This is a genomic window from Alistipes sp. CAG:268 (genome assembly GCA_000434235.1).
In the GTDB taxonomy this organism is placed as follows: Bacteria; Bacteroidota; Bacteroidia; order Bacteroidales; family Rikenellaceae; genus Alistipes; species Alistipes avistercoris.
This window is the reverse complement of record FR892023.1, coordinates 49,908-73,881: the sequence shown is the minus strand read 5'-3', so window position 1 is coordinate 73,881 and position 23,974 is coordinate 49,908. Positions and strand designations below refer to the sequence as shown.

The 23,974-nt window shown below is 62.2% G+C and carries 18 protein-coding genes; 11 read left to right on the top strand and 7 right to left on the bottom strand.

Annotated features, from left to right (window positions below; genetic code table 11):
- Positions 1–3: 3 nt before the first annotated feature.
- The 8 genes from QZL63_RS10950 (at position 4) to QZL63_RS10915 (ending at position 9,894) form a co-directional block, all read left to right on the top strand.
- Complete coding sequence (locus tag QZL63_RS10950; RefSeq protein ID WP_022309332.1) at positions 4–1,449, top strand: TrkH family potassium uptake protein; 1,446 nt, start codon at positions 4–6, stop codon at positions 1,447–1,449.
- A gap of 44 nt (positions 1,450–1,493) precedes the next feature.
- Entirely contained in the window at positions 1,494–3,008 is a 1,515-nt protein-coding gene (locus QZL63_RS10945; RefSeq protein WP_290587195.1) for an SPOR domain-containing protein, read from the top strand.
- Between the two features lie 32 nt (positions 3,009–3,040).
- Positions 3,041–3,511: an NfeD family protein gene (locus QZL63_RS10940; RefSeq protein WP_022309330.1), complete on the top strand. Its 471-nt coding sequence runs from the start codon at positions 3,041–3,043 to the stop codon at positions 3,509–3,511.
- Positions 3,512–3,520: 9 nt separating this feature from the next.
- Positions 3,521–4,492 carry a flotillin-like protein FloA gene (gene floA, locus QZL63_RS10935; RefSeq protein ID WP_022309329.1) on the top strand — a complete coding sequence of 324 codons (972 nt, stop codon included), beginning with the start codon at positions 3,521–3,523 and terminating at the stop codon, positions 4,490–4,492.
- Positions 4,493–4,707: 215 nt separating this feature from the next.
- Entirely contained in the window at positions 4,708–5,424 is a 717-nt protein-coding gene (locus QZL63_RS10930) for an alpha/beta hydrolase (RefSeq protein ID WP_290587260.1), read from the top strand.
- 258 nt (positions 5,425–5,682) lie between these two features.
- Entirely contained in the window at positions 5,683–7,158 is a 1,476-nt protein-coding gene (locus QZL63_RS10925) for a hypothetical protein (RefSeq protein ID WP_022309327.1), read from the top strand.
- A gap of 99 nt (positions 7,159–7,257) precedes the next feature.
- Positions 7,258–8,460, top strand: a complete 1,203-nt coding sequence (locus QZL63_RS10920) for an MFS transporter (RefSeq protein WP_022309326.1) — start codon at positions 7,258–7,260, stop codon at positions 8,458–8,460.
- Positions 8,461–8,544: 84 nt separating this feature from the next.
- A complete protein-coding gene (locus QZL63_RS10915) occupies positions 8,545–9,894 on the top strand; it encodes a fimbrillin family protein (RefSeq protein ID WP_022309325.1) in 1,350 nt (449 codons plus the stop codon).
- A 79-nt stretch (positions 9,895–9,973) separates the two neighbouring features.
- Here QZL63_RS10915 and QZL63_RS10910 read toward each other — a convergent pair whose 3' ends face one another.
- The 7 genes from QZL63_RS10910 to QZL63_RS10880 all read right to left on the bottom strand — a co-directional run bounded on the left by QZL63_RS10910 (position 9,974) and on the right by QZL63_RS10880 (position 20,192).
- Positions 9,974–11,185: a homoserine dehydrogenase gene (locus QZL63_RS10910; protein ID WP_022309324.1), complete on the bottom strand. Its 1,212-nt coding sequence runs from the start codon at positions 11,183–11,185 to the stop codon at positions 9,974–9,976.
- Between the two features lie 16 nt (positions 11,186–11,201).
- Entirely contained in the window at positions 11,202–12,233 is a 1,032-nt protein-coding gene (locus QZL63_RS10905; protein WP_022309323.1) for a homoserine O-acetyltransferase family protein, read from the bottom strand.
- Between the two features lie 3 nt (positions 12,234–12,236).
- Complete coding sequence (locus QZL63_RS10900; protein ID WP_022309322.1) at positions 12,237–13,526, bottom strand: O-acetylhomoserine aminocarboxypropyltransferase/cysteine synthase family protein; 1,290 nt, start codon at positions 13,524–13,526, stop codon at positions 12,237–12,239.
- A 313-nt stretch (positions 13,527–13,839) separates the two neighbouring features.
- Complete coding sequence (locus QZL63_RS10895) at positions 13,840–14,421, bottom strand: TetR/AcrR family transcriptional regulator (RefSeq protein ID WP_022309321.1); 582 nt, start codon at positions 14,419–14,421, stop codon at positions 13,840–13,842.
- On the bottom strand, positions 14,421–15,791 hold the full coding sequence (locus tag QZL63_RS10890; protein WP_022309320.1) for a TolC family protein: 1,371 nt from the start codon (positions 15,789–15,791) through the stop codon (positions 14,421–14,423). The genes QZL63_RS10895 and QZL63_RS10890 overlap by 1 nt, the downstream gene beginning before the upstream one ends.
- 3 nt (positions 15,792–15,794) lie before the next feature.
- Positions 15,795–18,980 (bottom strand): efflux RND transporter permease subunit, encoded by a 3,186-nt coding sequence (locus QZL63_RS10885; RefSeq protein WP_022309319.1) that lies wholly within the window; start codon positions 18,978–18,980, stop codon positions 15,795–15,797.
- A 3-nt stretch (positions 18,981–18,983) separates the two neighbouring features.
- Positions 18,984–20,192, bottom strand: coding sequence for an efflux RND transporter periplasmic adaptor subunit (locus QZL63_RS10880; protein ID WP_022309318.1), 1,209 nt, complete (start codon positions 20,190–20,192; stop codon positions 18,984–18,986).
- A gap of 164 nt (positions 20,193–20,356) precedes the next feature.
- Here QZL63_RS10880 and QZL63_RS10875 point away from each other — a divergent pair, with 164 nt between their 5' ends.
- The 3 genes from QZL63_RS10875 (at position 20,357) to QZL63_RS10865 (ending at position 23,800) form a co-directional block, all read left to right on the top strand.
- On the top strand, positions 20,357–21,202 hold the full coding sequence (locus QZL63_RS10875) for an AraC family transcriptional regulator (protein ID WP_022309317.1): 846 nt from the start codon (positions 20,357–20,359) through the stop codon (positions 21,200–21,202).
- A 54-nt stretch (positions 21,203–21,256) separates the two neighbouring features.
- On the top strand, positions 21,257–22,258 hold the full coding sequence (locus QZL63_RS10870) for a 2-hydroxyacid dehydrogenase (protein ID WP_022309316.1): 1,002 nt from the start codon (positions 21,257–21,259) through the stop codon (positions 22,256–22,258).
- 189 nt (positions 22,259–22,447) lie between these two features.
- Complete coding sequence (locus QZL63_RS10865; protein ID WP_290587257.1) at positions 22,448–23,800, top strand: MATE family efflux transporter; 1,353 nt, start codon at positions 22,448–22,450, stop codon at positions 23,798–23,800.
- Positions 23,801–23,974 lie beyond the last annotated feature (174 nt).

The following is a 23,974-nucleotide window of genomic DNA, read 5'->3' as shown; positions in this document are numbered from 1 at the left end:
GGAATGCGGGTAGACGTGGTTTTGCGATATGTCGGAGTCGTGATGCTCTTCATCGCGGGCTTCATGCTGCTTTCGGCGGGGATCTCCTGCCTGAACGGCGTGGATTCGGCATTCTATCCCCTGCTGTTGTCGGCCCTGCTGACCACCCTGCTCGGGGCCTTCCCGCTGATCTTCGTAGGCAAGCGCGACCAGATCACCAACAAGGAGGGGTTCTGCATCGTCGTCGGTTCGTGGCTTCTGTCGTGTGTGGTCGGGATGTTCCCCTACCTGATCTGGGGCGGGGAGTTCAGTCTGGTGAACGCCTGGTTCGAGAGCGTTTCGGGCTTTACGACCACCGGAGCCTCGGTGCTGACCGATGTCGAGGCTCTTCCGCGCGGGTTGCAGTTCTGGCGCTTCTCGACCACGTGGATCGGCGGCATGGGTGTGGTGATGTTCGCGCTTGTGGTACTTCCGACGATGGGACGCAGCAAGATGACCCTCTCGAATGTCGAACTCTCGTCGCTGGCCAAGGACAACTACCGCTACCGCACGCAGGTGATCGTCCACATCCTGCTGGTGGTCTATGTCGGTCTGACCGCACTCTCGACTGTCATGCTCCGCCTGGCGGGCATGAACTGGTTCGATTCGCTCTGTCATGCGATGTCGGCCTGTGCGACAAGCGGTTTCTCGACCAAGAATGCCAGCATGGCCTTTTACAATAACGCGTGGATCGATACGGTGCTGATCTTCACGATGGGTGTGGCGGGCATGCACTTCGGGCTGATCTACGCGACGGTTACGGGCAAGCGCAACAACATCTTCCGCTCGGAGGTGACGCGCTGGTACATGGGCATCCTGCTCGTGTGCAGCGTGCTGATCGCCATTTCGCTCTATGCCGCCGAAATCTACCCCACGATTACGGCATCGTTCCGGCATGCGGCCTTCCAGTTCTTCTCGCTGATGACTACGACGGGTTTTGCCTCGGCCGATTCGAGCGTCTGGCCGCCGTTTGCCGTGATTCTGCTGATGTTCGGTTCGATTGTCTGTGCGTGTGCGGGTTCGACGACGGGCGGCATGAAGACCAACCGGCTGGTGCTGGCCGGCAAGATGATCCGCGCCCAACTGCGGCGCCAGCAGCACCCCAACGCCGTGATCCGCATTCGCCTCGACGGCGTCATGCAGGACGATTCGGCCATCTACGGTGTGATGATCTTCATTGTCACCTACATGCTGGCGCTGCTCGTCGGTACGGTTTTCGCCACGTTGTGCGGTGTGGATCTGCTGACCGGGTTCTCGAGTACGGTGGCCTGTCTGGGCAATGTGGGCCCGGGCTTCGGCGATGTCTACTCGATGGGCAACTACGCCGGGATGCCGGCAGCGCTCAAGACGTTCGATGCTCTGCTGATGCTGCTCGGGCGTCTGGAGATATTCGGATTGATTCAACTGTTTTTCATTAAATGGTGGAGATGACGGAAATGGGATTTCGCAGAATTCATATTCTTCTTTTTTCTGTTTTGGGGCTGACGTTTGCCATCCTGCCGCTTGCGGCGCAGCAGCCTCCGGTCGAGGCCCGCATTGCCGGGCTGGAAGGCAACGAGGAGTACATGTCCCTGCTGCGCGAGGACGCCGTCCTGCAGTCGCGGGTGGATTCGGTGGTCCGTGCCGTCGAGCAGGTGCGTCTGCGTCTGCGCGAGCATCCGGACGAACGCCAGGCCTGCTCCGAGGAGATCCTGCGGCTGGAGAGCCGGATCTTCGATCTCCGGAATGCCAAGGGCCGGCTGATCGACCGCATCAATACGATCGAGCAGGAGTGGGTGCTGGCCAATCTGGACAATCCGGACGCCGCCTCGTCGGAGCGCCCGGCCGCCCGTGTCCCCGATTCGCTCAAGGTGCGTAACCTGGTCTACAACCCCTGTTTCGGCGAGCAGCTTCCCAAGGCCGACTATGCGGCCCTGCTCCGCGCCCAGGAACTGGAACTTCGGGCCGTCGATCTCGTGAACCGCTATTTTGCCAACTACGAGACGGCCGCCCAGCTGGCCGAGGCCTATGCTGCGGCCGCTACCGAGAGCGAGGCCGGCGAGATCTACGACCGCTACGGGGCCATGCAGCGGATCGACCGTGCGTTGTCCGATTCGCTCGCCGGGGTGTGGAACTATATCTTCGACAACAAGAACTACGCCTATGGCTACCTGCTCGACAAGCTCGGGCAGGAGGAGGCGCTGACCCGCGAAGAGGAGGCGCTGGCCAAGGCACAGCGTCAGGTGGCCTCGCTGCGGGGCGAAACGGCTTCGGATGCCGTGGCCGACTATTTCCTGCGCAAACAGGTGCTCGTCGATTACGAGGCTTCGGTGGCCGGGCTGCTCGACCTTGGTGCGGCCCGTGACTCGCTGCGCGGCGTGGCGGCCCAGCTCCGCGAGGCGGATTTCCGCCGGCCCAGGGTCGAGGTCGCCCAGCGCTATTTCCTCGATTTCGACAGCGTGGTCTTCACCAAGACCCCGAAATACAGCTACTCCAACCCGATTCCCGAGTGCCGTGTCTATGAGCATGGAACGATCTACCGCCTGCTGCTCGGCACGTTCAACACCAAACGGGCCGTCTCGACCTTCCGTGGGGCCTACCCGCTGTCGTATTTGGTGAACGACGAGGGCAAGTGGTGCTACTTCACGGGCGGTTTCGCCACGCGCGAGGAGGCCGACTCGGTGCAGACGGTGCTCAAGAAACACGGGTTCGTGCGTCCCGAAGTGGTTGTCTGGACCGACGGGGTCTACCGCAACCTTTCGCGGGAGCCCGAAGCCGGGGCTGTAGCCTACCGCATCGAGATCGACGGGGCGGATGCCCTCTCCGAGGAGGTCCGACAGACGATCGCCTCGCTCTCCGAGGGGCGCGAACTCTCGCGTGTAGGATCGGGGACGTTCGTCGTCGGAACATTCGACGACCGCGCCGTTGCCGACCGCCTGGCCGAGGCCCTGCGTCAGGCCGATGCGGCTCTGGAAATAAAAGTTGCGGAAATCGTGCCGCAAACGGAATAAAAATCCTATCTTTATAACCGATTCGAACCGCTATGGAACTCTTCTACATCATCCTTCTGGTCTTCTTCGGGCTGCTGTTCCTCGTGGCCGAACTGGTTCTGTTGCCCGGAGTCTCGGTGGGCGCCCTGCTGGCCCTGGTCAGCGACGGCAGCGCCATCTACCTGGCGTTCCGCGATTTCGGAGCCACGGGCGGAGCGGTGACCATTGCGGTCATCGTCGTGCTGGGGCTCGCGGCGACGGTCCTTTCGTTGCGCGCCAAGACCTGGCAGCGCTTCTCTCTCCGGCAGGAGATCCGCTCGTCGAGCACGCCCGTCGCCCCCTCCGAACTCCTGAAGACAGGTGACCGCGGCATGACCCTTTCGCGCCTCGCGCCGATGGGCAAGGTCGAAATCGGCGGCCGCATCTACGAGGCCAAGACGCTCGACGGCTATGTCGATCCGCGCCGGGAGATCGAGGTCGTGGGATTCGAGAATTTCAGTGTCATTGTAAAACCCGTAAAATAATCTGTACCTATGGACTTTCAGGTTGGCATGATCGCCGTGGTCGTATTCGTGGCCCTTATCGCCCTGTGGCTCATCTTCTATTTCATTCCCGTCGGGCTGTGGTTCTCGGCCCTGGTGTCGGGCGTCCGCATCAGCCTGCTGCAGCTGGTACTGATGCGCTGGCGCAAGGTACCGCCCTCGACGATCGTCTCGTCGATGATCGAGAGCACGAAGGCCGGTCTTGCGCTCAACCCCAACGAACTGGAGGCCCACTATCTGGCCGGCGGCAACGTGACCAACGTGGTTCATGCGCTGGTATCGGCGCAGAAGGCCAACATCATGCTCGACTTCAAGATGGCCACGGCCATCGACCTGGCCGGCCGCGACGTCTTCGAGGCGGTGCAGATGTCGGTGAACCCCAAGGTGATCAACACCCCGCCGGTGGCCGCCGTGGCCAAGGACGGCATCCAGCTCATCGCCAAGGCCCGCGTGACGGTGCGTGCGAACATCAAGCAGCTTGTGGGCGGAGCCGGTGAGGAGACCGTGCTGGCCCGTGTGGGCGAGGGCATCGTTTCGTCGATCGGTTCGGCGCTGTCGCACAAGATCGTGCTCGAAAACCCCGACTCGATCTCGCGCGTGGTGCTCGAGAAGGGTCTCGATGCCGGAACGGCCTTCGAGATTCTTTCGATCGATATCGCCGATATCGACGTGGGCAAGAACATCGGCGCCCAGCTGCAGATGGACCAGGCCGAGGCCGACAAGAACATCGCGCAGGCCAAGGCCGAGGAGCGCCGCGCCATGGCCGTCGCCCTCGAGCAGGAGAACAAGGCCAAGGCGCAGGAGGCGCGTGCCAAGGTGATTCTGGCCGAGGCGGAGGTGCCGCTGGCCATGGCCGAGGCATTCCGCAACGGCAATCTGGGCATCATGGACTACTACAAGATGAAGAACATCATGGCCGATACGTCGATGCGCGAGACCATCGCACGGCCCGAGAAAAAATAACGGAAATTGACGACCGAGTCGCCGAGCGGGGCGCGCCACAACGAGCGCGCCCCGTTTTGCGATGACGAAAAAAACAAAAAACAGATTCAGAATGAGACGGTTGCTGGCCCTTTTGTGGCTTCTCTGCGTGTCGGTGTGCTGTGGTGTGGCTCCGCGCGGGGGCGGGGGCCCGAGGCCCCGCCGTGATCGACACGGTGGCTGTATTCAGTGCGCGGATGCAGCGCGAGATTCCGGCGTTTGTCGTCGTACCCGAACATGCGGCGGGCGAGCGCCTGCCGGTGGTCTATCTGCTGCACGGCTTCGGAAACAACCAGCGGGCCTGGCTGCAGATCACCGACCTGCGGTCGCTTTCGGAACGCTACCGCATGATTTTCGTCTGCCCCGACGGTGAGAAGAGCTGGTACTGGGACAGTCCGCTGCATGCCGAGTCGCAGTTCGAGACCTTCATCTCCGGGGAACTCCCGGCATGGATCGATGCCCGCTACCCGACGATCGCCGCCCGCGAAGGCCGGGCCATCACGGGATTGAGCATGGGTGGCCATGGCGCCCTGTGGAATGCCGTGCGTCACCCCGATGTCTTCGGCGCCGCCGGATCGACATCCGGAGGGGTCGATATCCGGCCCTTCCCCGATTCGTGGGAGATGAAGGAGCAGCTGGGCGAACTCAAGGACAACCCGGCGCGCTGGGATGCTCATACGGTCATCAATGCCGTCGATTCGCTGCACGACGGCGATCTGTCGATCATCTTCGACTGCGGCTACGACGACTTCTTCTACGAAGTGAACGTCGCCCTGCACGAGAAGCTGCTTCGCATGAAGGTCGGCCATGACTTCCTGGTGCGGCCCGGCGCCCACACGTGGGAGTACTGGGCCGGGTCGCTCCCCTACCAGCTGCTCTTCTTCGAACGCTATTTCGAACGCGCGGCGCAGTGACCGGCCGCGGCACTCCGCGTGCTTCCAGGGGCGGCCGAGGCTCCGGCAGTGCATCCGGAGCGGTCGCTCCGGCCCTCCGGGGCGGAGGGTGCCGTTTTCGTGCCGATTTTCCGGGAATACATACTAATTTGCCCGCCATGCCGTTTGATAACAGGCAACGGAAGCCTCTCCCGATCGAAATATTTGGGGAGGCGAAGTAGGATATATCCCGCTTTTTGGTATCTTTGCAAGGATTTTACAAACCGAAACAGAATGTATATGAAAGGATTTGCAGGGCTTGTGTCCCTCGTGCTGGGCGTGGCGGCGCTGGCCGTGTCGTGCAGTAAGGACAAGGTCAAGGGCACGCTGGAGTTCGAGGTGCCCGCCGTGTTCATGCAGGCGGGCGACGAGGCGGTGGTCCGTTTTTCGTCGAGCCGGATCGAGAGCTTTACCGTGACGCAGAAACCCACGGGATGGAACGATCCGGTGGTCGATATCGCAGCCAGGACCGTCACGATCGTCTCGCCGGTAACCTTCGGTGAGGACATCGAGGGCGATGACGGCGAGACTACCACCGTGGAGACCTCCGGAACGGTCGTGCTCACGGGATACAGTTCCGACGGCGTGGCGGCTTCGGCTTCGCTGTTCGTGAGCGTCACCTCGACGGTCGATCTCGAGGGCCCGGCCAACAGCTATCTGGTGAATAAACCCGCCGTGAACTACCGCTTCGATGTCCGCCATACGGGCAACGGCGGCTCGACGATCGAGCCGGCATCGCTCGCCGTCGTCTGGCAGTCGAAATCGGGGCTGATCGAATACCTCCGGCTGACCGACGACGGGAAGGCATCGTTCTACATCGATGCCGACGAGGACGATGATACGCGCATCGCGCAGGGCAACGCCCTGATCGGTGCCTACGACGCATCGGACAACTTGCTCTGGAGCTGGCACGTGTGGGCTGCGGACTACGATCCCGAGGCTGCCGACGGCACCGTCGTCTTCAACGGACAGGAGATGATGACCCGCAACCTCGGCGCGCTCGACAACGACAACTCCACGACCGACCGCATCCTTGCCTCCTACGGGACCTATTACCAGTGGGGCCGCAAGGAGCCCTTCATCGGTCCGAACACCTACAGCGCGGGCAGCGGATCGTCGGCCACGATGTACAACGGATCGGGCGGCCGCGTGACGCTTGAGACGGTCGCCGCCTCGGCCGAGACCGGGACTGCGGCCTATGCCCTGCAGCATCCGCTGACCTACATCACGGGCGTCACCGATTCGTCGAACGACTGGTGCTGGGCCCATGACTCCTCGTTGTGGAGCGCCGCGGAGAAGACCGAGAACGACCCCTGCCCCGCCGGCTGGCGCGTGGCTCCGGCAAGTGCCTATGCCGGACTGGCGATCTCGGGGACGCCGGGAGCCTCCGATTTCGACAAGTACGGCTGGACGTTCACCCGTGAGGGCGCTTCGTCGTTCTTCCTGGGTGCCGGACGCCGGCTCTATACGAACGGCAAGATCCAGAACCTCTACGTCGTGGTCCCTGCCTCGTCGTCGCTTTCGACGCGCAACGTTGCCGAGGATGCCCAGCCGTGGGAGGGTCTCTACTGGACGGCCGACCCCGCTTCGGAGGGTTCGGATGCGCAGGCCTTCTACTTCTGGTTCGAGAAGAAGAGTTCGACGGGAGGTGTCACGGATAGCAAGCCCTACGCACGGGCCAACGGCATGCAGGTGCGTTGTGTGCGCGAGAAATAAGCGCGGGTCATACCGCGTTGCGGCGGGACCGTCCTTCGGGGCGGTCCCGTTCCGTTTGGTACGACTGTTGCGGTCGGAGACCGAAAAACTCATCCGATCATGCGTATTCAAACGGGTAAAGGCACCGTCTCGCCCGGTGTTCTTCTGGCCATCTGGTCCGTGTCGGCCGTCACGTCGCTTCCCGGCCTGGCCGTATCCCCCATTTTGGGTGATCTGAACCGGATCTTCCCCCATGCGACCAACCTTGAGATCCAGATGCTCACCTCGCTGCCGTCGCTGCTCATCATCCCTTTTGTCCTGCTTTCGGGCCGCCTCTCTGTCAGTCGCGACAAGTTCCGGACGCTGGCCGTCGGGCTGGCCCTCTTCTTTGCCGCCGGACTGGCGAGCCTCTTTGCCCGGAGCATGGCCGGCCTGATCGCCATGAGTTGCCTGCTGGGTGTCGGGGCCGGTATGGTCATCCCCTTCTCTACGGGTCTGGTGGTCGATTACTTCACGGGCGGCTACCGCATTCGGCAGTTGGGTTACAGTTCGGCGATCAGCAACCTGGTGCTCGTGGCCGCCACGGCCCTGGCCGGTTACCTGGCCGGTATCGACTGGCACCTGCCCTTCCTGGTCTATCTCCTCCCGGGTCTTTCGCTTGCACTGGTCTTTCGGCTTCGCCGCCAGCCCTCCGCGCAGGAGCCGCCGCAGAGCCTGCAGCCGACGAACCGCTCGATCGACCGCCGCAAGCTGGTCGGGCTGATGGCCTTCTACTTCTTCATCACCTATGCGGCGCTGGCCGTCGTCTTCTATGCGTCGTTCCTCGTCGAGCGCTACGGACTGGGCTCCTCCTTCTCTGGCGGGTTGATTTCGCTCTTTTTCCTCGCCGCCATGCTGCCGGGACTCTTCATCGACCGGGTCATCGTCCGCCTCAAGGGGCTGACGAACCTCGTCTCGCTGGCGCTGCTCTGCCTCGGACTGGCAGTCTTCGGGGTGTTCCACCATCGGTTCCCACTGCTCGCCGGCGCCGCGTTTGCCGGCTTGGGTTACGGGATCATGCAGCCGGTCATCTACGACAAGGCCGCGACGATCGCTCCGCCGCGCTCGGCGACCCTTGCCCTGTCGTTCGTCATGGCGATGAACTACCTGGCCGTCGTCGCCTGTCCCTTCATCGTCGATGCGTTTCGTTCGTTTTTCCTCCTCCACGGCGAGCATTTCCCGTTTCTGTTCAATGCCGTCTGGGTGGCGGTCGTCTGGGTGGCGGCCCTGCTTCGGCGCGACAGCTTCACACTGGGACTCGGAAAGTCCTATTATGTGCTGTAAATAGGCTGTTCGGAAATAGCATATGACACAAAAAAGGCTTAATTTTGTATTATAAAGTCAAAAACCCCAAAAACCTTTTGTGTCATGATGGAAAAACTCTTGTTGTCGCTATGTGCGGCCGCCGGAATTCTTGTCGCCGGGTGCAGCGACCCGTCCGACGGTGAATCCGATATCCGTATCGCTCCCTCCATTACGCGGGTCGATGGTGTGAACTTTACCGAAGGGGACCGCATCGGCGTGACGGTCTCGCTCTCTTCGGGTGACTATGCCGCCAACCGGCTGATGACCTACGACGGCCTCTTCTTCTCGGCCGCGGGGCTGGTGTGGTACGACGAGGCACAGGGCGCCTCGACCTTCACAGCCTACTATCCCTACCGCGATGAGGGGGTTCCCGGGACGTTTGCCGTCGCCGCCGATCAGCGCGACGGATGCACTCCGTCCGACCTGCTGGGTGCCGTGACCCGCGACGTGTTGCCCGGAAGCACCCCTGTGAAGATGCAGTTTCATCACCTCCTCAGCCAACTGAATATCGTCGTGCAGAATCGCAGCGATCGGGCGGTCCGCCAGGTCGCCATCGACGGCTTTGTCCCCGAGGCAGCGGTCGATCTGGCTGTGCCGGAGGCTACGGTGCGGGCCGGTGAAGCGGTCGAGGTGCTGGCCTTTGCCGTCACTCCGAATGCTCTTTACCGGGCGGTGCTTGTCCCGCAGCGGGCCACCCTGCAGGTCGATGTCACGCTCGAGGACGGCACCGTGGCGAGCAAATCGGTGCCAGATGCGGCTCTTGAGGGCGGCAAGCGCTACGACCTGTCGGTAGTGGTCGAGGCGGTCCCGGAGCCCGAACTCGAAGTGACGCTGAGCGGTGAGATCGTCGATTGGATCGACGGTGGGGAGCTTGGCATCGGCGGGGATGGGGGCGACGAGCCCGACGAAGGTGACGGCAAGACGGTCGTCTACGCCGGCGAGACCTACTCCACGGTTACCATCGACGGCCGGGTGTGGATGGCCGAGAACCTGCGCTACCGGCCTTCGGATGCAACGTTCGGTGACGGGGTCTGGAATCCCGAGGTGGGCGCTTCGGCCGTTGCCGAGCTGGGCTTGCTCTATGACTATGCCACGGTGACGGGCGGTGCGGTGCCGACTTCGGAGGGCCTTCTGCGCGGTATCTGCCCTCCGGGCTGGCACATCCCCGATACCGATGAACTGGAAGCCCTGGCCGCGAGCGGGGAGCGCCCGGCCGATTTCTTTACGGTCGCCGGTTTCTGGAACTCATCGGGTTTCGGCTCCTACGGCGATGCCTCGAAGGGGTACCTGTGGGGTACGGGCTCTTCGGAGGCGGGGCGGCGCGACTGCATCGCCTGCACGACGGACGGGCTGCCGCTCGTCAAGTCGCTGCCCGAGGCGCACGGACTCTCGCTTCGCTGCGTGAAGGATTGACACGCGGTGTGCGGATGGCATAAACGGAGCGGGGAGGAACCGTATGGCCCCTCCCCGCTCCGTTCGTTCCCCGGCCGGATCAGTGGTCGCGGTTGAGGAAGAAGATCGGAATGTTGGCCAGGAAAAGGTCCTTGCCCGTGAGCCGGTCGCGCTTTTCGATCAGCTCGTTCAGCGTGACGTCGCCGATCAGGTAGTTGCTCTCCTCGCTGATGTACTGTTCGTGGATCTTCGAGAAGCGGAGGATCCGGCGGATGTCCGTCTCTCTGTAGCGGACGTAGATCTTCAGCGTGATGTCGGTCGTGTATTCGGGCCGCTGAAGGTAGTTCATCTTCTTGTACTCGTAGCGGTAGTCGTGCAGGCGGGCCATGATGTCGCTCAGGATCGACGAGGCTGTGGGCAGGCTCCCGGCGCCCTTGCCGAACATGAACTGGCGGTCGTAGCACTCGCCGCGGATCACCACGCCGTTGTATTCGTCATCGACGCTGTAGATGTACTTGTCCGGGGTGACGAATTCCGGCATGACGAACATCGTGAAGTGCTCCTCCGAAACCTTCACCACCTGTGCCACCAGTTTGATCTTCACTCCTTTCTCGCGGGCATAGCGGATGTCCGAGTCGTGGATCGTCGATATGCCGTAGGTGAAGATCCGCTCCGGTGCGACGTATGCGCCCAGTGCGTGCACGGTGATGATCACCAGCTTGAAGAGCGAGTCGTAGCCCTCGATGTCGAACGACGGATCGCTCTCGGCGAATCCGAGGGCCTGCGCCTGAGCGAGGGCGTCGCCGTAGGGCTCCCCGTGGTCGAAGACGCGCGAGAGGATGTAGTTCGACGACCCGTTGAGGATGCCCTTGACTTCGAGCAGCAGGTCGTTGTCGTAGTACTCCTCGAGGTTGCGGATCACGGGAATCGAGCCGCACGACGAGGCGTCGTAGAGCAGTGCCACGTGGCGGGTCTTCTGCAGTTCGATCAGCTCCGGGAGGTGGCGTGCAAGCATCGTTTTGCTGCCCGACACGACGGGTATTCCGCGCAGCATCGAGCGTTTGACGATGTCGTAGGCAGCGTCGGGGTCGTTGATGACCTCGACGATCAGGTTTACGTTCGGGTTGTCGAGGATCTCCTCCACCGAGGTGGTGAAGCGTTCGCGGTCCACCGCGATGCGGCGCGGCTTCTCCGGGTCGCGGACGCAGATCTTGACGATCTCGGCATTGGCGTTCTTGGCCTTGCCGATGACCTCGTAGATGCCCTGTCCGACCACGCCGAAGCCGAAGAGTCCGATTTTGATTTTGCTCATGTCCGGTATTCTGTTTTCAGTTGTTGTTTTCGGTTGGCTGTCCCTCCATGAAGGGACGCAGGATGTCGTTGAGCTGCTCGTGCTCGACCAGGAATCCGTCGTGGCCGAACGGTGAGTCGATCTCGTGGTATTCGCTTCCGGGGATCTGCCGCTGCAGGGCGCGCATCTCCGCGGGGGTGAAGATCATGTCGGTGGTGATGCCGACGAGCAGCGTGCGGGCCGCAATGCGGGCCAGCGCCGCGTCGGTCCCTCCCCTGCCGCGTCCTACGTCGTGCGTGTCGAAGGCGTTGAGGATCGCGTAGTAGGAGTAGGCGTTGTAGCGGCGGCAGAGCTTCTCGCCCTGATATTGCTGGTAGGTCGAGGCGCGGTGGGCGGCCGGCAGCTCTTCGCGGTCCTGCTGCGTGAGGTTGTACCCTGCAGCCCCGCGGTAGGTCAGCAACCCGATGGCGCGTGCCGCCGCAAGCCCCTTCATTCCGGCATCGTCGCGCGGCTGGCCGAACGTGGCGTCGGCCTCGATGGCCATGCGCTGCGTCTCGTCGATGGCGATGGTCCACGGCGAGGCCTTGGCTGCCGTGGCGATCAGCACGAGGCGTGCGATGCGCTCCGGCTCTTCGACGGCCCACTCCACGGCCTGGAACCCGCCTACGGAGCTTCCCACGAGCGTGGCGATGCGTCCGATGCCGAGGGCGCGGGCCAGCAGACGGTGCGCCGCCACCATGTCGCGGATCGTGAAGGGCGGGAAAGTGCCGTACCACGGACTTCCCGTTGCCGGATTGACCTGCAGCGGCCCGGTCGTCCCGTAGTGCGAGCCGAGGATGTTGGCGCAGACGATGAAGTGGCGCGACGGGTCGAGAAACCGCCCCGGCTCGACCGTGTGCGGCCACCAGTCGGCGACGTCCGAATTGGCCGTCAGCGCATGGCAGACCCACACGACGTTGTCGCGCGCGGCGTTCAGTTCGCCGTAGGTGTGGTAGGCGATCCGCAGTGCGGGCAGTTCGCCGCCGAGTTCGAGCGGGAAAGGTTCGTCGGAAAGGAAGACGTGCTGCATACCCTACTCCTCCACGTGAGCGAATGCCTGTTCGAAATCGTCGATCAGGTCCTCGACATCCTCCAGTCCGAGCGAGATGCGCAGCAGCGTCGGCGTTACGCCCGCCGCCGCGAGGTCGGCCTCGCCGAGTTGTTTGTGCGTGGTCGATGCGGGGTGCGTCACCACGGTGATCGAGTCGCCGATCATTGTCATGTTGGCGGCCAGGTGCAGCGCCTCGACGAAACGCACGGTGCTCTCCAGCGTACCCTTGAGCTCGATCGTGAAGACGGCCGACGACCCGAAGCGGTAGTATTTCCGGGCGTTTCCGAAACTCGGATGGGTATCGAACCCGACATAGCTGACGCGGGCCACCTTCGGGTGGCTGCGGCAGTATTCGGCCAGCCGACGGGTCGATTCCACCTCGTGGCGGACGCGCAGCGAGAGGGTCTCCAGACCGAGGAGCATCAGGTAGGAGTCGAACGGCGAGGGGCAGCAGCCCAGGTCGCGCAGCCCGTCCACACGGCATTTGACGATGAAGGCCGCCCGGCCGAACGCCTTGTGGAGGTTCAGCCCGTGGTAGCCCTCCGACGGACCGTCGATCTGCGGGAACTTGCCGTTGCCCCAGTCGTAGTTGCCGCCGTCCACGATCACGCCGCCCATGGCCGTGCCGTGTCCGTTGATCCACTTCGTCGCCGAATCGACGACGATGTGGGCGCCCCATTCGAAGGGGTTGCAGAGGTATCCCGCCGCACCGAACGTGTTGTCCACTACCAGCGGCACGTCGCGTCGGCGGGCCACGGCGCCCAGCTCCTCCAGGTCGGGCACGTCGCAGGTCGGGTTGCCCATGCTCTCGACGTAGAGGGCCTTCGTGCGGTCGTCGATGAGCGCCTCGAACGCCTCGGGGCGCTCGTTCGGGGCGATGCGCACCTCGATGCCCATGTTGCGCAGCGAGATGCGGAACTGGTTGTAGGTACCGCCGTAGAGCAGCGGGGATGCGACGATGTTGTCGCCCCGGGAGGCCAGCGAGAGCACCGTGACGAGGATCGCCGACATGCCCGACGATACGGCCAGGGCCCCCACGGCTCCGTAGAGCGCCGCGATGCGTTCCTCGTAGGCTGTCGTGGTGGGGTTCTGCAGCCGGGTGTAGATGTTGCCGGCTTCGCTCAGCTCGAAGAGCCGGGCGGCATGGTCGCAACTGCGGAAACGGTAGGCGGCCGTGGGACAGATCGCCACGCCGCGGGCTCCGGTCTCCCTGTTCTCGGGCAGCCCGGCATGGACCTGCAGGGTCTCGAATCGGTAATTTTTCGGTTCCATATCTTGTTTCTTTCGGTATCACAAAAAAGTCCGGCTTCGCAGGGAAGCCGGACTCTCTTTCGCACACGACGAAGTTATGCCCGGCCGGAGCGGCTGCGCATCGACATCATCGACATCATCGGCATCGCCTCAGGGAGTTGCCGGAATCCGTATGTTGCGCTTCGCTTCATCATCGGGGAAACTTCTACGACGCAAATATAGAAATTTTTTACAAATACACAGCGCCCGAGGGGCTTTTTTTGCCGCTGCAGACAAAAAAATCCGTTCCCGGTCATCGGGAACGGATTCCTTGCATGTGTCGTCCGCCTGGCGGCTATCGCTTCCGGTCGATCCAGTCGATTCCGGCCTGCGTTGCGGCACCCCGGAGGATGGTCTTGCAGAGCATGTAAAGCTCTTCGCGCGAGGTGTTGTTCAGCCGCAGTTCGAACAGCGTTCCGATCAGCTGTTCGGCCAGCGAACGGGAATCGATCTCGGCGAGCAGGAGGCCTTCGTTGCGGCATACGTCGAAATCGCGCGTCAGTTCCCTGAACCAGAATTCGCGGTGTTCGTCGTAATACTCGGCGAAGACGATCTTGTGCCGGATGTCCGACAGAAAGCTCGGGTCTACCTTGTAAAGGCTGTCCACATAGGTATTGACCAGCCGCAATGTCTTCTGCAGCGCATTTCCGCTGCGCCGTTTGCGGTCGGCGTCGATGTGCTGCCGCTGCTGCCGCGCCATGTCATTCAGGCAGGCGCTGATCAGGTCGTTCTTGTCGGCGAACATTTCGTAGAGCGTGCGTTTCGAGATGCCCAGCATCTGCGCGATCTCATCCACCCGCACGGCACGAAGGCCGTTGCGGGTGATAAGATCCAACGTAGTGCGGATGATCTCCTCTTTGGTCGCTCCCCGTTTCATCACTTCTCCTCCGTGGTGAGGTCACGGCCTCCTCCGAGAGCCTGATAGAGATTGACCACTCCCTGGATTTCGTCGAACTGGTCGGCGATCTGCGACAACTGGGCCGACAGCAGCGACTGCTGTGCGGTCAGCACCTCGAGGTAGGTTGTCGAGGAGTGCTGCATCAGGAGTTCGGTGCTCTCCACGGCGCGTTCCATGGCCTCGATCTGCTTGATACGCAGATCGGTCTTGGCACGGGCCGTCTGGCACTGCGTCAGGGCGTTGTTCACCTCGGCCCCGGCGTTGAGCAGCGCCTGCTGGAAGGCCAGCTTCGACTCCTCCTGCTGTGCCTTGGCGATCTTCAGGTTGGCGCGGTTGGCGTTGGCGTTGAAGATCGGCTGGAGCAGCGATCCAGCTGCCGAGAGCAGGAGTTTGCCCGGATTGGTGATGACTCCGGCGTTGTTGGTCCATCCGGCCGATCCGCTCAGCGTGATCGACGGGTAGAGGGCCGAACGGGCGGCGTTCGTGGCGTAGAATGACTGCATGAGCGAGTACTCGGCCTGACGGATGTCGGGACGGTTCGAGAGCATCTGTACCGGTACGCCGACGGCGAGGTTGTCGGGCAGCTGCTGCTCGTCGAGGCGTCCGCGGACGATCTCGTGGGGCACCTCGCCCAGCACGGAGCAGAGGCTGTTCTCAGTCTCACGGATCGAGTATTCGATGTCGTTGAGCGATGCCACGATGCCGTAGTAGCTGCCTTCGTACTGGGCTACGCCGGCCTCGTTGGTCATGCCGGCGGCCTTCATCTCACGCATCGTGCGGACGCTCTCCTCCCACTTGGCGGCCGTCTCCTTGGTCACCTCGTACTGGCTGTCGAGCATCAGCAGCGTGTAGTAGAGGTTGGCCACCGAGGCGATGAGCTGCGTGCGCACGGCCTGCTGGTACTCCCGGCTCTGCAGGTAGAGCGCCTTGGCCTTGCGCTTGGCGTTGGTCAGGCCTCCGAAGATGTCGATCTGCCAGCTGGCCGTCACGGGAATGCTGTAGGTCTTCGAAGCGGCTCCGTTGTCGAAACTCGAGATCGTACCCTGGGGTGCGAAGTTGAACGACGGCAGGTAGGCCAGGCGGGCCGACTTGAGCGTGGCCTCGGCCTCCTTGACGCGCCACTGTGCCGACTGGAGGTCGGTGTTGTTCGTCAGTGCCAGGTCGATGAGCGCCTGCAGCTGGGGATCGGTGAACATCTCCTGCCAGGAGATGTCTCCGAGCGTGGTCGAGTCGGCGGTTTCGGCCGTGCCGTAGAGACCGTCGGTCACTACGTCGGGGCGCTGGTAGTTCTTATAGATGCCGCAGCTCGTCATGGCGGCTGCAAGGCAGACAATCAGTATCTTTTTCATGTTTTATTCCTCTTTCTCGTTTTTGACCTCTTCCACCTCGGCGCGAACGGACCACTGCGGATCGGGATCGAGTTCGAGGGGCTTGACTTTCTCCTGAAGGGTCTGGAAGACGATGAACAGCGTCGGCACGAGGAACAGCAGGGCCAGCGTTCCGACGATCATACCGCCGACGACACCCGTACCGAGGGTCGAGTTGCCGTTGGCGCCTGCACCCGTCGAGAATACCAGCGGCAACATACCGAGCACGCAGGTGAGGACGGTCATCAGCACCGGACGCAGACGGGCCTTGGCGGCCGATACGGCGGCCTGCGTGAGGCTCATGCCTGCACGGCGGCGGTCGGCGGCGTACTCGGTGATGAGGATGGCGGTCTTCGACAACAGACCGATCAGCATGATGATACCCGTCTGGAGGTAGATGTTGTTCTCGAGCCCCATCGCCTTGGCGAAGAGGAACGAACCCATCAGACCGCACGGTACGGCCAGAATCACGGCGAACGGAATCAGGTAACTCTCGTAGAGGGCGCTCAGGATGAGGTAGATGAACAGCAGGCAGATACCGAAGATGATCAGCGTGTTGCTCGTCGTCTGGGCCTCTTCGCGGGTGATACCGTCGAACTCGTATCCGTAGCCCTTCGGCAGCACCTGGTCGGCAACCTCGCGGATGGCCTGGATTGCGTCACCGGACGAATAGCCGGGGGCGGCGGTACCCTGCACCGAGATGGCGTTGTAGAGGTTGAAGCGGTTCAGCACGTCGGAGCTGTAGACCTTCTCGAGCTCCACGAACTCGCCCACGGGCGCCATTTCGCCCTTGTCGGTGCGCACGTAGATGTTGTTGAGCGACTCGACGTCGAGACGGTCCTCGGGACGCGACTGCAGGGTCACGTAGTACATCTTCGAGAAGCGGTTGATGTACGAAGCGTACTGGCCGCCATAGTATCCGGCGATCGTCGAGAGGATCGTCGAGGGCGAGACGCCTGCGCGTTTTGCCTTCGCCGGGTCGATGTGCACCATGTACTGCGGGAAGTTGATGTTGAACGACGAGTAGGCGCGCTCGATCTCCGGACGCTGGTTCAGGGCACCGATGAACTGCTGGAAGATCTGGTAGAAGTCGGTCAGCTCACCGCCGGCGCGGTCCTGCAGATACATCGAGAAACCGGAGGTCGAACCGTAACCCGAGATCATCGGCGGAGCCACGGCGAAAATCTGGGCGTTTTTGATGTCGGCCGTGCGGGCATAGATCTGTCCGATGACGGCCTGAACCTCGTCTTCGGGATTCGGACGCTCGTCCCAGTTCTTCAGCTTGACGATACCCATGGCGTAGGAGGAACCTGCAGCCGAGGCGATCATGTTGAAACCGGCAGTCTCCATGGCATTCTCCACCTGCGGAATGTCGGCAATGCGCGATGCGACCGTTTCGAGTACTTTGTTAGTCTCCTCGAGCGAGGTTCCCGGAGGGGTCGTCACATTGACCATGATCGTACCCTGGTCCTCGTCGGGCACCAGACCCGTCTTGGTCGAGTTCATCAGCAGGACGAGCGCCGCAATGGCGATGGCGAAGGTGGACCACATCAGCCACTTGTGCTTGATGAAGAGCATCACGCCGTGCTTGTACTTGTTTACCAGTGTCGAGAAGATCGTGTTGAAGGCCTTGCGGAAGCGTGCGGCGAAGTTGTCCTTCATCTCGCCGTTCTCATCCAGATAGGGCTTCAGCAGCAGGGCGCAGAGAGCCGGCGAGAGCGTCAGGGCGTTGAGTGCCGAGATACCTACGGCGACGGCCATCGTGATACCGAACTGCGTGTAGAACACACCCGACGTTCCGCCCATCATGGCCACGGGGATGAACACCGCCATGAAGACCAGCGTCGAAGTGATGATGGCAGACGTAATACCCGACATGGCGTCGATCGTGGCCATGTACGAGGACTTGTAACCGGCGTCGAAGCGCGCCTGCACCGCTTCGACCACAATGATGGCATCATCGACGACCGTACCGATGGCGAGCACCAGAGCGAAGAGCGTCAGCAGGTTGATCGAGAACCCGGCCACGGCCAGGAAGGCGAACGTACCGATCAGCGACACGAGGATCGAGATCGTCGGCACGAGCGTCGAGCGGATATCCTGCAGGAAGACGTATACCACCAGCACCACAAGGATGATGGCCTCGATGAGGGTCTTGATCACCTCGTTGATCGAGGCGAAGAGGAAGTCGTTCACACTGTGCAGGTGAGCGATGGCGATGCCCTTCGGCAGGTCGGCCTCGACCTCGTCGAGCAGTGCGTTGATCTGGTTTACGACCTCCGTGGCGTTCGAACCTGCGGTCTGGAAGACCATCGTACTGACGCCCGGGTGACCGTTCGTCTTGCCGACGTATGCATAGGACTCACGTCCCAGCTCGATATCGGCGACATCCTTCAGGCGGAGGATCGTGCCGTCGTCCTGTGCGAGGATGACGATGTTCTCGAACTCCTCGGGCAGCGTCAGACGGCCCGAGTACTTCATCGTATACTGGAAGGCGTTCTTCGAATTCTCGCCCAGCGAACCGGTCGAGGCCTCGATGTTCTGCTCGGCCAGCACGGCGGTGATGTCCGAAGGCATAAGCTTGTACTGGGCCATGACGTCGGGCTTGAGCCAGATACGCATCGAATAGTCGGAGCCCAGCGTGAAGGCCTCGCCGACGCCCGGGATACGGACGATACGCGGCTCGATGTTGATCTTCGAGTAGTTGGCCAGGAAGCCTTCGTCGTAGGAGTCATCGGGGCTGTAGAGCGAGAAGATCTTCACCATCGAGGTCTGGCGCTTCATGGTGGTCACACCGATCTGCGTTACCTCCGAAGGAAGCTGTCCGGTAGCCGTGGATACCTTGTTCTGTACGTTCACGGCAGCCATGTCGGGGTCGGTTCCCTGCTTGAAGTAGATGCTGATCGAGGCGGAACCGGCGGCAGCGGCCGAGGTGATGTAGGTCATGTCCTCGACGCCGTTGATGGCCTCCTCGAGGGGGACGATCACCGATTTCTGAATGGTTTCGGCGCTTGCACCCGGATACGATGCACGCACCATGACCGTCGGGGGTGCGATATCGGGGTACTGCTCCACCGGCAGCGAAGCGAGTCCGATGATACCGGCGATGACGATGACGATCGATATGACCGACGCCAGGACGGGGCGTTCGATAAAACTCTTGAGTGTCATAGATTATTCCTCCTTTTCCGTTTTGTTTTGAGCGGCGGTATCATCGGTCTGGGCCGCGTCGTTGCTCGGTGCGGCCTTCTCCTCGCCTGCCTGTGCTGCAGGGGCAGCCGTCTGGTTCTTGGGAACGATGGGCGTACCTTCGCGCATCAGGCCGACGCCTTCGCCGACGATCACCTCACCCGGCGTAAGGCCGCTCTTGACGATGTACTCCTGGCCGTTCGAGAGCTTCTCGACCTCGATCATCGCCGACGATGCCTTGCCGTCCACCAGTTTGTAGACATAGATCTTGTCCTGCAGCTCGTAGGTTGCCGTCTGCGGGATGACGATGCAGTCCTTGTAGTAGTTCGGCATGATGATGTTGCCGGTGCTTCCGCTCAGCAGCAGACCTCCGGCGTTGGGGAATGCGGCACGCAGCTGCACGCTGCCCGTCGAGGTGTCCACCACGCCGCTGATTGCCTCCACGCGGCCCGACTGGTCGTATACCGATCCGTCGTTGAGCTTGAGCTGTACGCCGGGCATGTTCTTGAGCGTCTCGTCGATCGAGCCGTAGCGGCGGGTCAGGTCGAGCAGCTGCTTCGAGGTCATCGAGAAATAGACGTACATCGTCGAGTTGTCCGACACGGTGGTCAGGGGCTCGGGGATCGAGGCGCTGACCAGTGCGCCGACACGGTACGGCAGAGTGCCGACCACGCCGTTCGACGGGGCCTTCACTACGGTGTAGGAGAGGTTGTTGGCCGCATTCACGCGCTGGGCCTCGGCCTGTGCGAGCTGGGCTTTGGCCGTGAGCAGGTTGTTCTCGGCCGTCTGGAGGTCGAACTGCGACACGACGTTCTTGGCGAAGAGCTCCTTCTTGCTGTCGTAGGTCAGCTGTGCAGTGGCGACGCTGGCCTCGGCGGCCTCGACGTTGGCTTCAGCCGTGCGGAGCGCAGCCTTGTAGGGAACCTGGTCGATGATGAAGAGGGTCTGCCCCTTCGACACCTTCTGTCCTTCGTTCACGCAGAGCTCGGAGATCGTACCCGAAACCTGCGGGTAGATGGCAATGTCCTGACGGCCCCGGATGGTTGCCGAATAGGTGGTCGGAATCTCTCGGTCGGATGTGGCGACGGTAATCACGGCATACTGGCCGGGACCCATTGTCATCGGTGCCTGCTTGCAGGCGACGGCTGCCATGCAGCAGGTCGCGAGGGCTGCTTTCACAAATGTTTGTTTCATAACTCCACTTAAAAAATTATACTAAAAAACTTTTTCAGGTGCAAAAGTACCATAATATAACGGTCGCGAGGTCTTGATATTGCGAATAGTGTTGGTAATTTTCGGAACAAAATTGCGCGATTTATGTAAAATTGCGCTATTTTTGTTCGAAAAACGAATTATATATGACAGAATATAATCCGATAATGACCACCCCCGAGGAGCAGTTCGTGGTCGGCGACACCGATCTGCGCTATTTTGAGGAGCACTCCTGCCGCACCGAGGGCGGTGCGATTCTCTTCTGCCGCCGGGGCAGCGCGACGGTGACGGTCGATCAGCTGCACGACCGCATCACGCGCGATACGCTGCTGTTGCTGTTGCCGGGTTCGATCCTTCATCTGAACGAACGCACGGACGATTTTCGTGTGCGTTTCTGTGCCTTTTCGATCGAACTTTTCTCGGAAGCGGCCTATCGCCTCGACCCCTCCTTTTTCCACATCCTGCACGACCATGCGGTCATCCGCCTTCCGGACCGGATTGTCGAGGCGGTTCGCAACTGGTTCCAGATGGCCTCCTATACCTATCGCGACCGCGACAACATCTTCCGCAACACGATCATCCGCAACCGGTTGCAGAATGTTCTGCTGGAGGCCTTCGACAAAACGCGGCGGTTTGCTCCCGACGTGCATCCTCAGTCGGGCACCACGCGTCAGGCCGATCTTTTCCAGCATTTCGTGGCACTTGTGCACGAACATTGCACGGAACAGCGCGAGGTGGCATTCTACGCCGACCAGCTCTGCATCTCGACGCGCTATCTGTCCACGATTGTCCGCAGCGTGGCCCACTCGACGGCCAAGGAGTTCATCGACCGTTCGGTGGTCCTCGAGATCAAGATGCTGCTCGAGTCCACGGAGCTTTCGGTGCAGGAGATCGCCTATCGGCTGCATTTCCCCGACCAGTCCTATCTGGGCCGTTTCTTCAAGAAGCACACGGGAGTGTCGCCCACCGAGTTCCGGAATGCAAAAAAATGAGGAGCCTGCATATTTGGGGCAGCCTGCATTCAATAGTAATAAGAGGTAAGGAGTATGAAAGTGACGATGTTCGGGACACAGCCCTACGATCGGGAGACGTTCGATCGGGTCGGGCGTGATTACGGGTTCGGAATGGTCTACCACAAGAGCCATCTGAATGCCGACAGCGCGGTGCTGGCCGAGGGTTCGGATGCGGTCTGCATCTTTGTGAACGACGAGGCCGATGCGGCCGCAATCGCGCGGCTGTCCAATCTGGGAGTCCGGCTGATCGCCCTGCGTTGCGCCGGTTTCAACAATGTCGATCTGCGTGCCGCCGCACGCTTTGCGATACCGGTCGTGCGCGTTCCGGCCTATTCTCCCCATGCCGTGGCGGAGCATGCCGTGGCGTTGCTGCTGGCGCTCAACCGCAAGATTCACCGCGCCTACTGGCGGACGCGCGACGGAAACTTCTCGCTCCACGGGCTGCTGGGCTACGACCTCTGGGGCAAGACGGCCGGCATCGTCGGCACGGGCCGGATCGCGCGCTGCCTGATCCGCATCCTGCTGGGGTTCGGGATGCGGGTGCTGGCCTACGACCCCTGTCCCGATGCGGCCCTTGCCGCATCCGAGGGGTTCGACTATGTGCCGCTCGACGAACTCTATGCCCGTTCGGACGTCATCTCGCTCCACTGCCCGCTGAACGATTCGACCCGTTACATGATCGGCGACGTGGCGATCGCGCAGATGAAGCCGGGCGTGGTGCTCATCAACACGGGCCGCGGACAGCTGATCCATACCGAGGCGCTGATCGACGGACTGAAGGAGGGGCGCATCGGCGCCGCGGGGCTGGATGTCTACGAGGAGGAGGCCGCCTACTTCTACGAGGACACGTCGGACCGCATCATGGACGACGACGTGCTGGCCCGGCTGCTGTCGTTCCACAACGTGATCGTCACCTCGCACCAGGGTTTTTTCACGCGCGAGGCCCTGGACAACATCGCGCGGACGACGCTGGACAACCTGCGGGAGTTCGCCGAGGGCCGCCCCCTGACAAACCGGGTGCTCCTCGAGGCGTGAGGCGTCCCGTCCGCTTCCGTTCTGCCCTGCGCCTGCCTGCCTTGTGCCGGACCGCAGGCGGAACGGGCGGTCCGGTGTTCCGGCCGGCTATGAATTCTGCGATTTCATCATATTTCATTATACCGGTTGCGGCGTTCGGGATAAGCGCTACCTTTGCCGACCGAACCCTCAAAAACGGAAGTATCTATGATGAAAGACAGTATCGACTTCGGCAACATGGAGATTCCGCGGCTGTTCCGCCGGTTGCTGATCCCCACGGTGCTGGGGATGTTGTTTTCGGCCGCATTCGTCATCACGGACGGCATCTTCGTCGGGCGCGGCATCGGCAGCGATGCGCTGGCCGCGGTGAACATCACCGCGCCGCTGTTCCTCATCAATACGGGCGTGGGCCTGATGTTCGGTGTGGGGGCCTCGGTCGTGGCCTCGATCCACCTTTCGCACGGAAAGGCCAGGACGGCACGCATCAACGTGACGCAGGCCGTTGCGGTTTCGTCGCTGATTCTGGCCGCCTACAGCCTTGCGGTCTGCCTTTTCGCCCCGGAGGTGGCCCGGCTGCTGGGCAGTTCGCAGCGGCTGCTGCCCCTCGTGCTCGAGTACATGTACTGGTTCGTCCCTTTCCTGCCGTTCAGCGCCCTGCTCAGCTCCGGCATGTTCTTCATCCGGCTCGACGGTTCGCCCAACTATGCGATGTGGTGCAATGCCGTCCCGGCCCTGATCAACATCGTGCTCGACTACGTGTTCATCTTCCTGCTGGACTGGGGCATGTTCGGCGCGGCGCTGGCCACGAGCCTCGGCTATGTGGTCGGTGCGGTGATGATCCTCGCCTACCTCTCCCGCCGGCGCAACGTCATCCGCTTCTGCCGGGTGAAGACGAGCCGGAAGAGCCTGCGCCTGACCCGCCGCAACGTGGGCTACATGTGCCGCCTGGGGCTTTCGACCTTCCTCTGCGAGGGGGCCATCGCCGCGATGATGTTCACGGGCAACTACGTCTTCATCCGCCGTCTGGGCGAGGACGGCGTGGCGGCCTTCAGCATCGCCTGCTACTTCTTTCCCATCATCTTCATGGTCTACAACGCCATCGGGCAGTCGGCGCAGCCGATCCTGAGCTATAACTTCGGCGCCGGACGCAGCGACCGGGTCCGGTCGGCCTTCCGGCTGGCCATGGCTACGGCGGTTGCCGTGGGGCTCCTCTTTTTCCTCCTTACGGCCCTGTGCAGCCCCTGGATCGTGGGCATGTTCCTCGATGCGACCTATCCGGCCTACGGCATTGCCGTCAGCGGTCTGCCGCTCTTCGCCTCGGGGTTCGTCTTCTTCGCCTTCAACATCGTCTCGATCGGTTATTTCCAGAGCGTCGAACAGGCCCGGGCCGCCATGACGGTGACCCTGCTGCGCGGATTCCTCTTTCTGGTCGTCTGTTTCCTGGCACTGCCTCCGCTGTTCGGGGTTGCCGGCATCTGGCTGGCCGTGCCGTGCTCCGAGGTGCTTGCCGCCGCCGCTGTCGTGGCGATCTTTCGCCGCAACCGGCGCGCGGCTGCCTGCTGACCGGCGCGTTCCGGGTGCATGAAACAAAGGCGGGGCCTCCTCGAAGGGAAGCCCCGCCTTTCCGTTTCCGGACGTCCGGCCTACCGGGCGAGGATCTCGAATACCTCGGCCTGGCCCTCCAGCTCGATCGCCGCGGCCCCTTCGGCAACCGCCACTTCGGCGCACGGCCTGTCC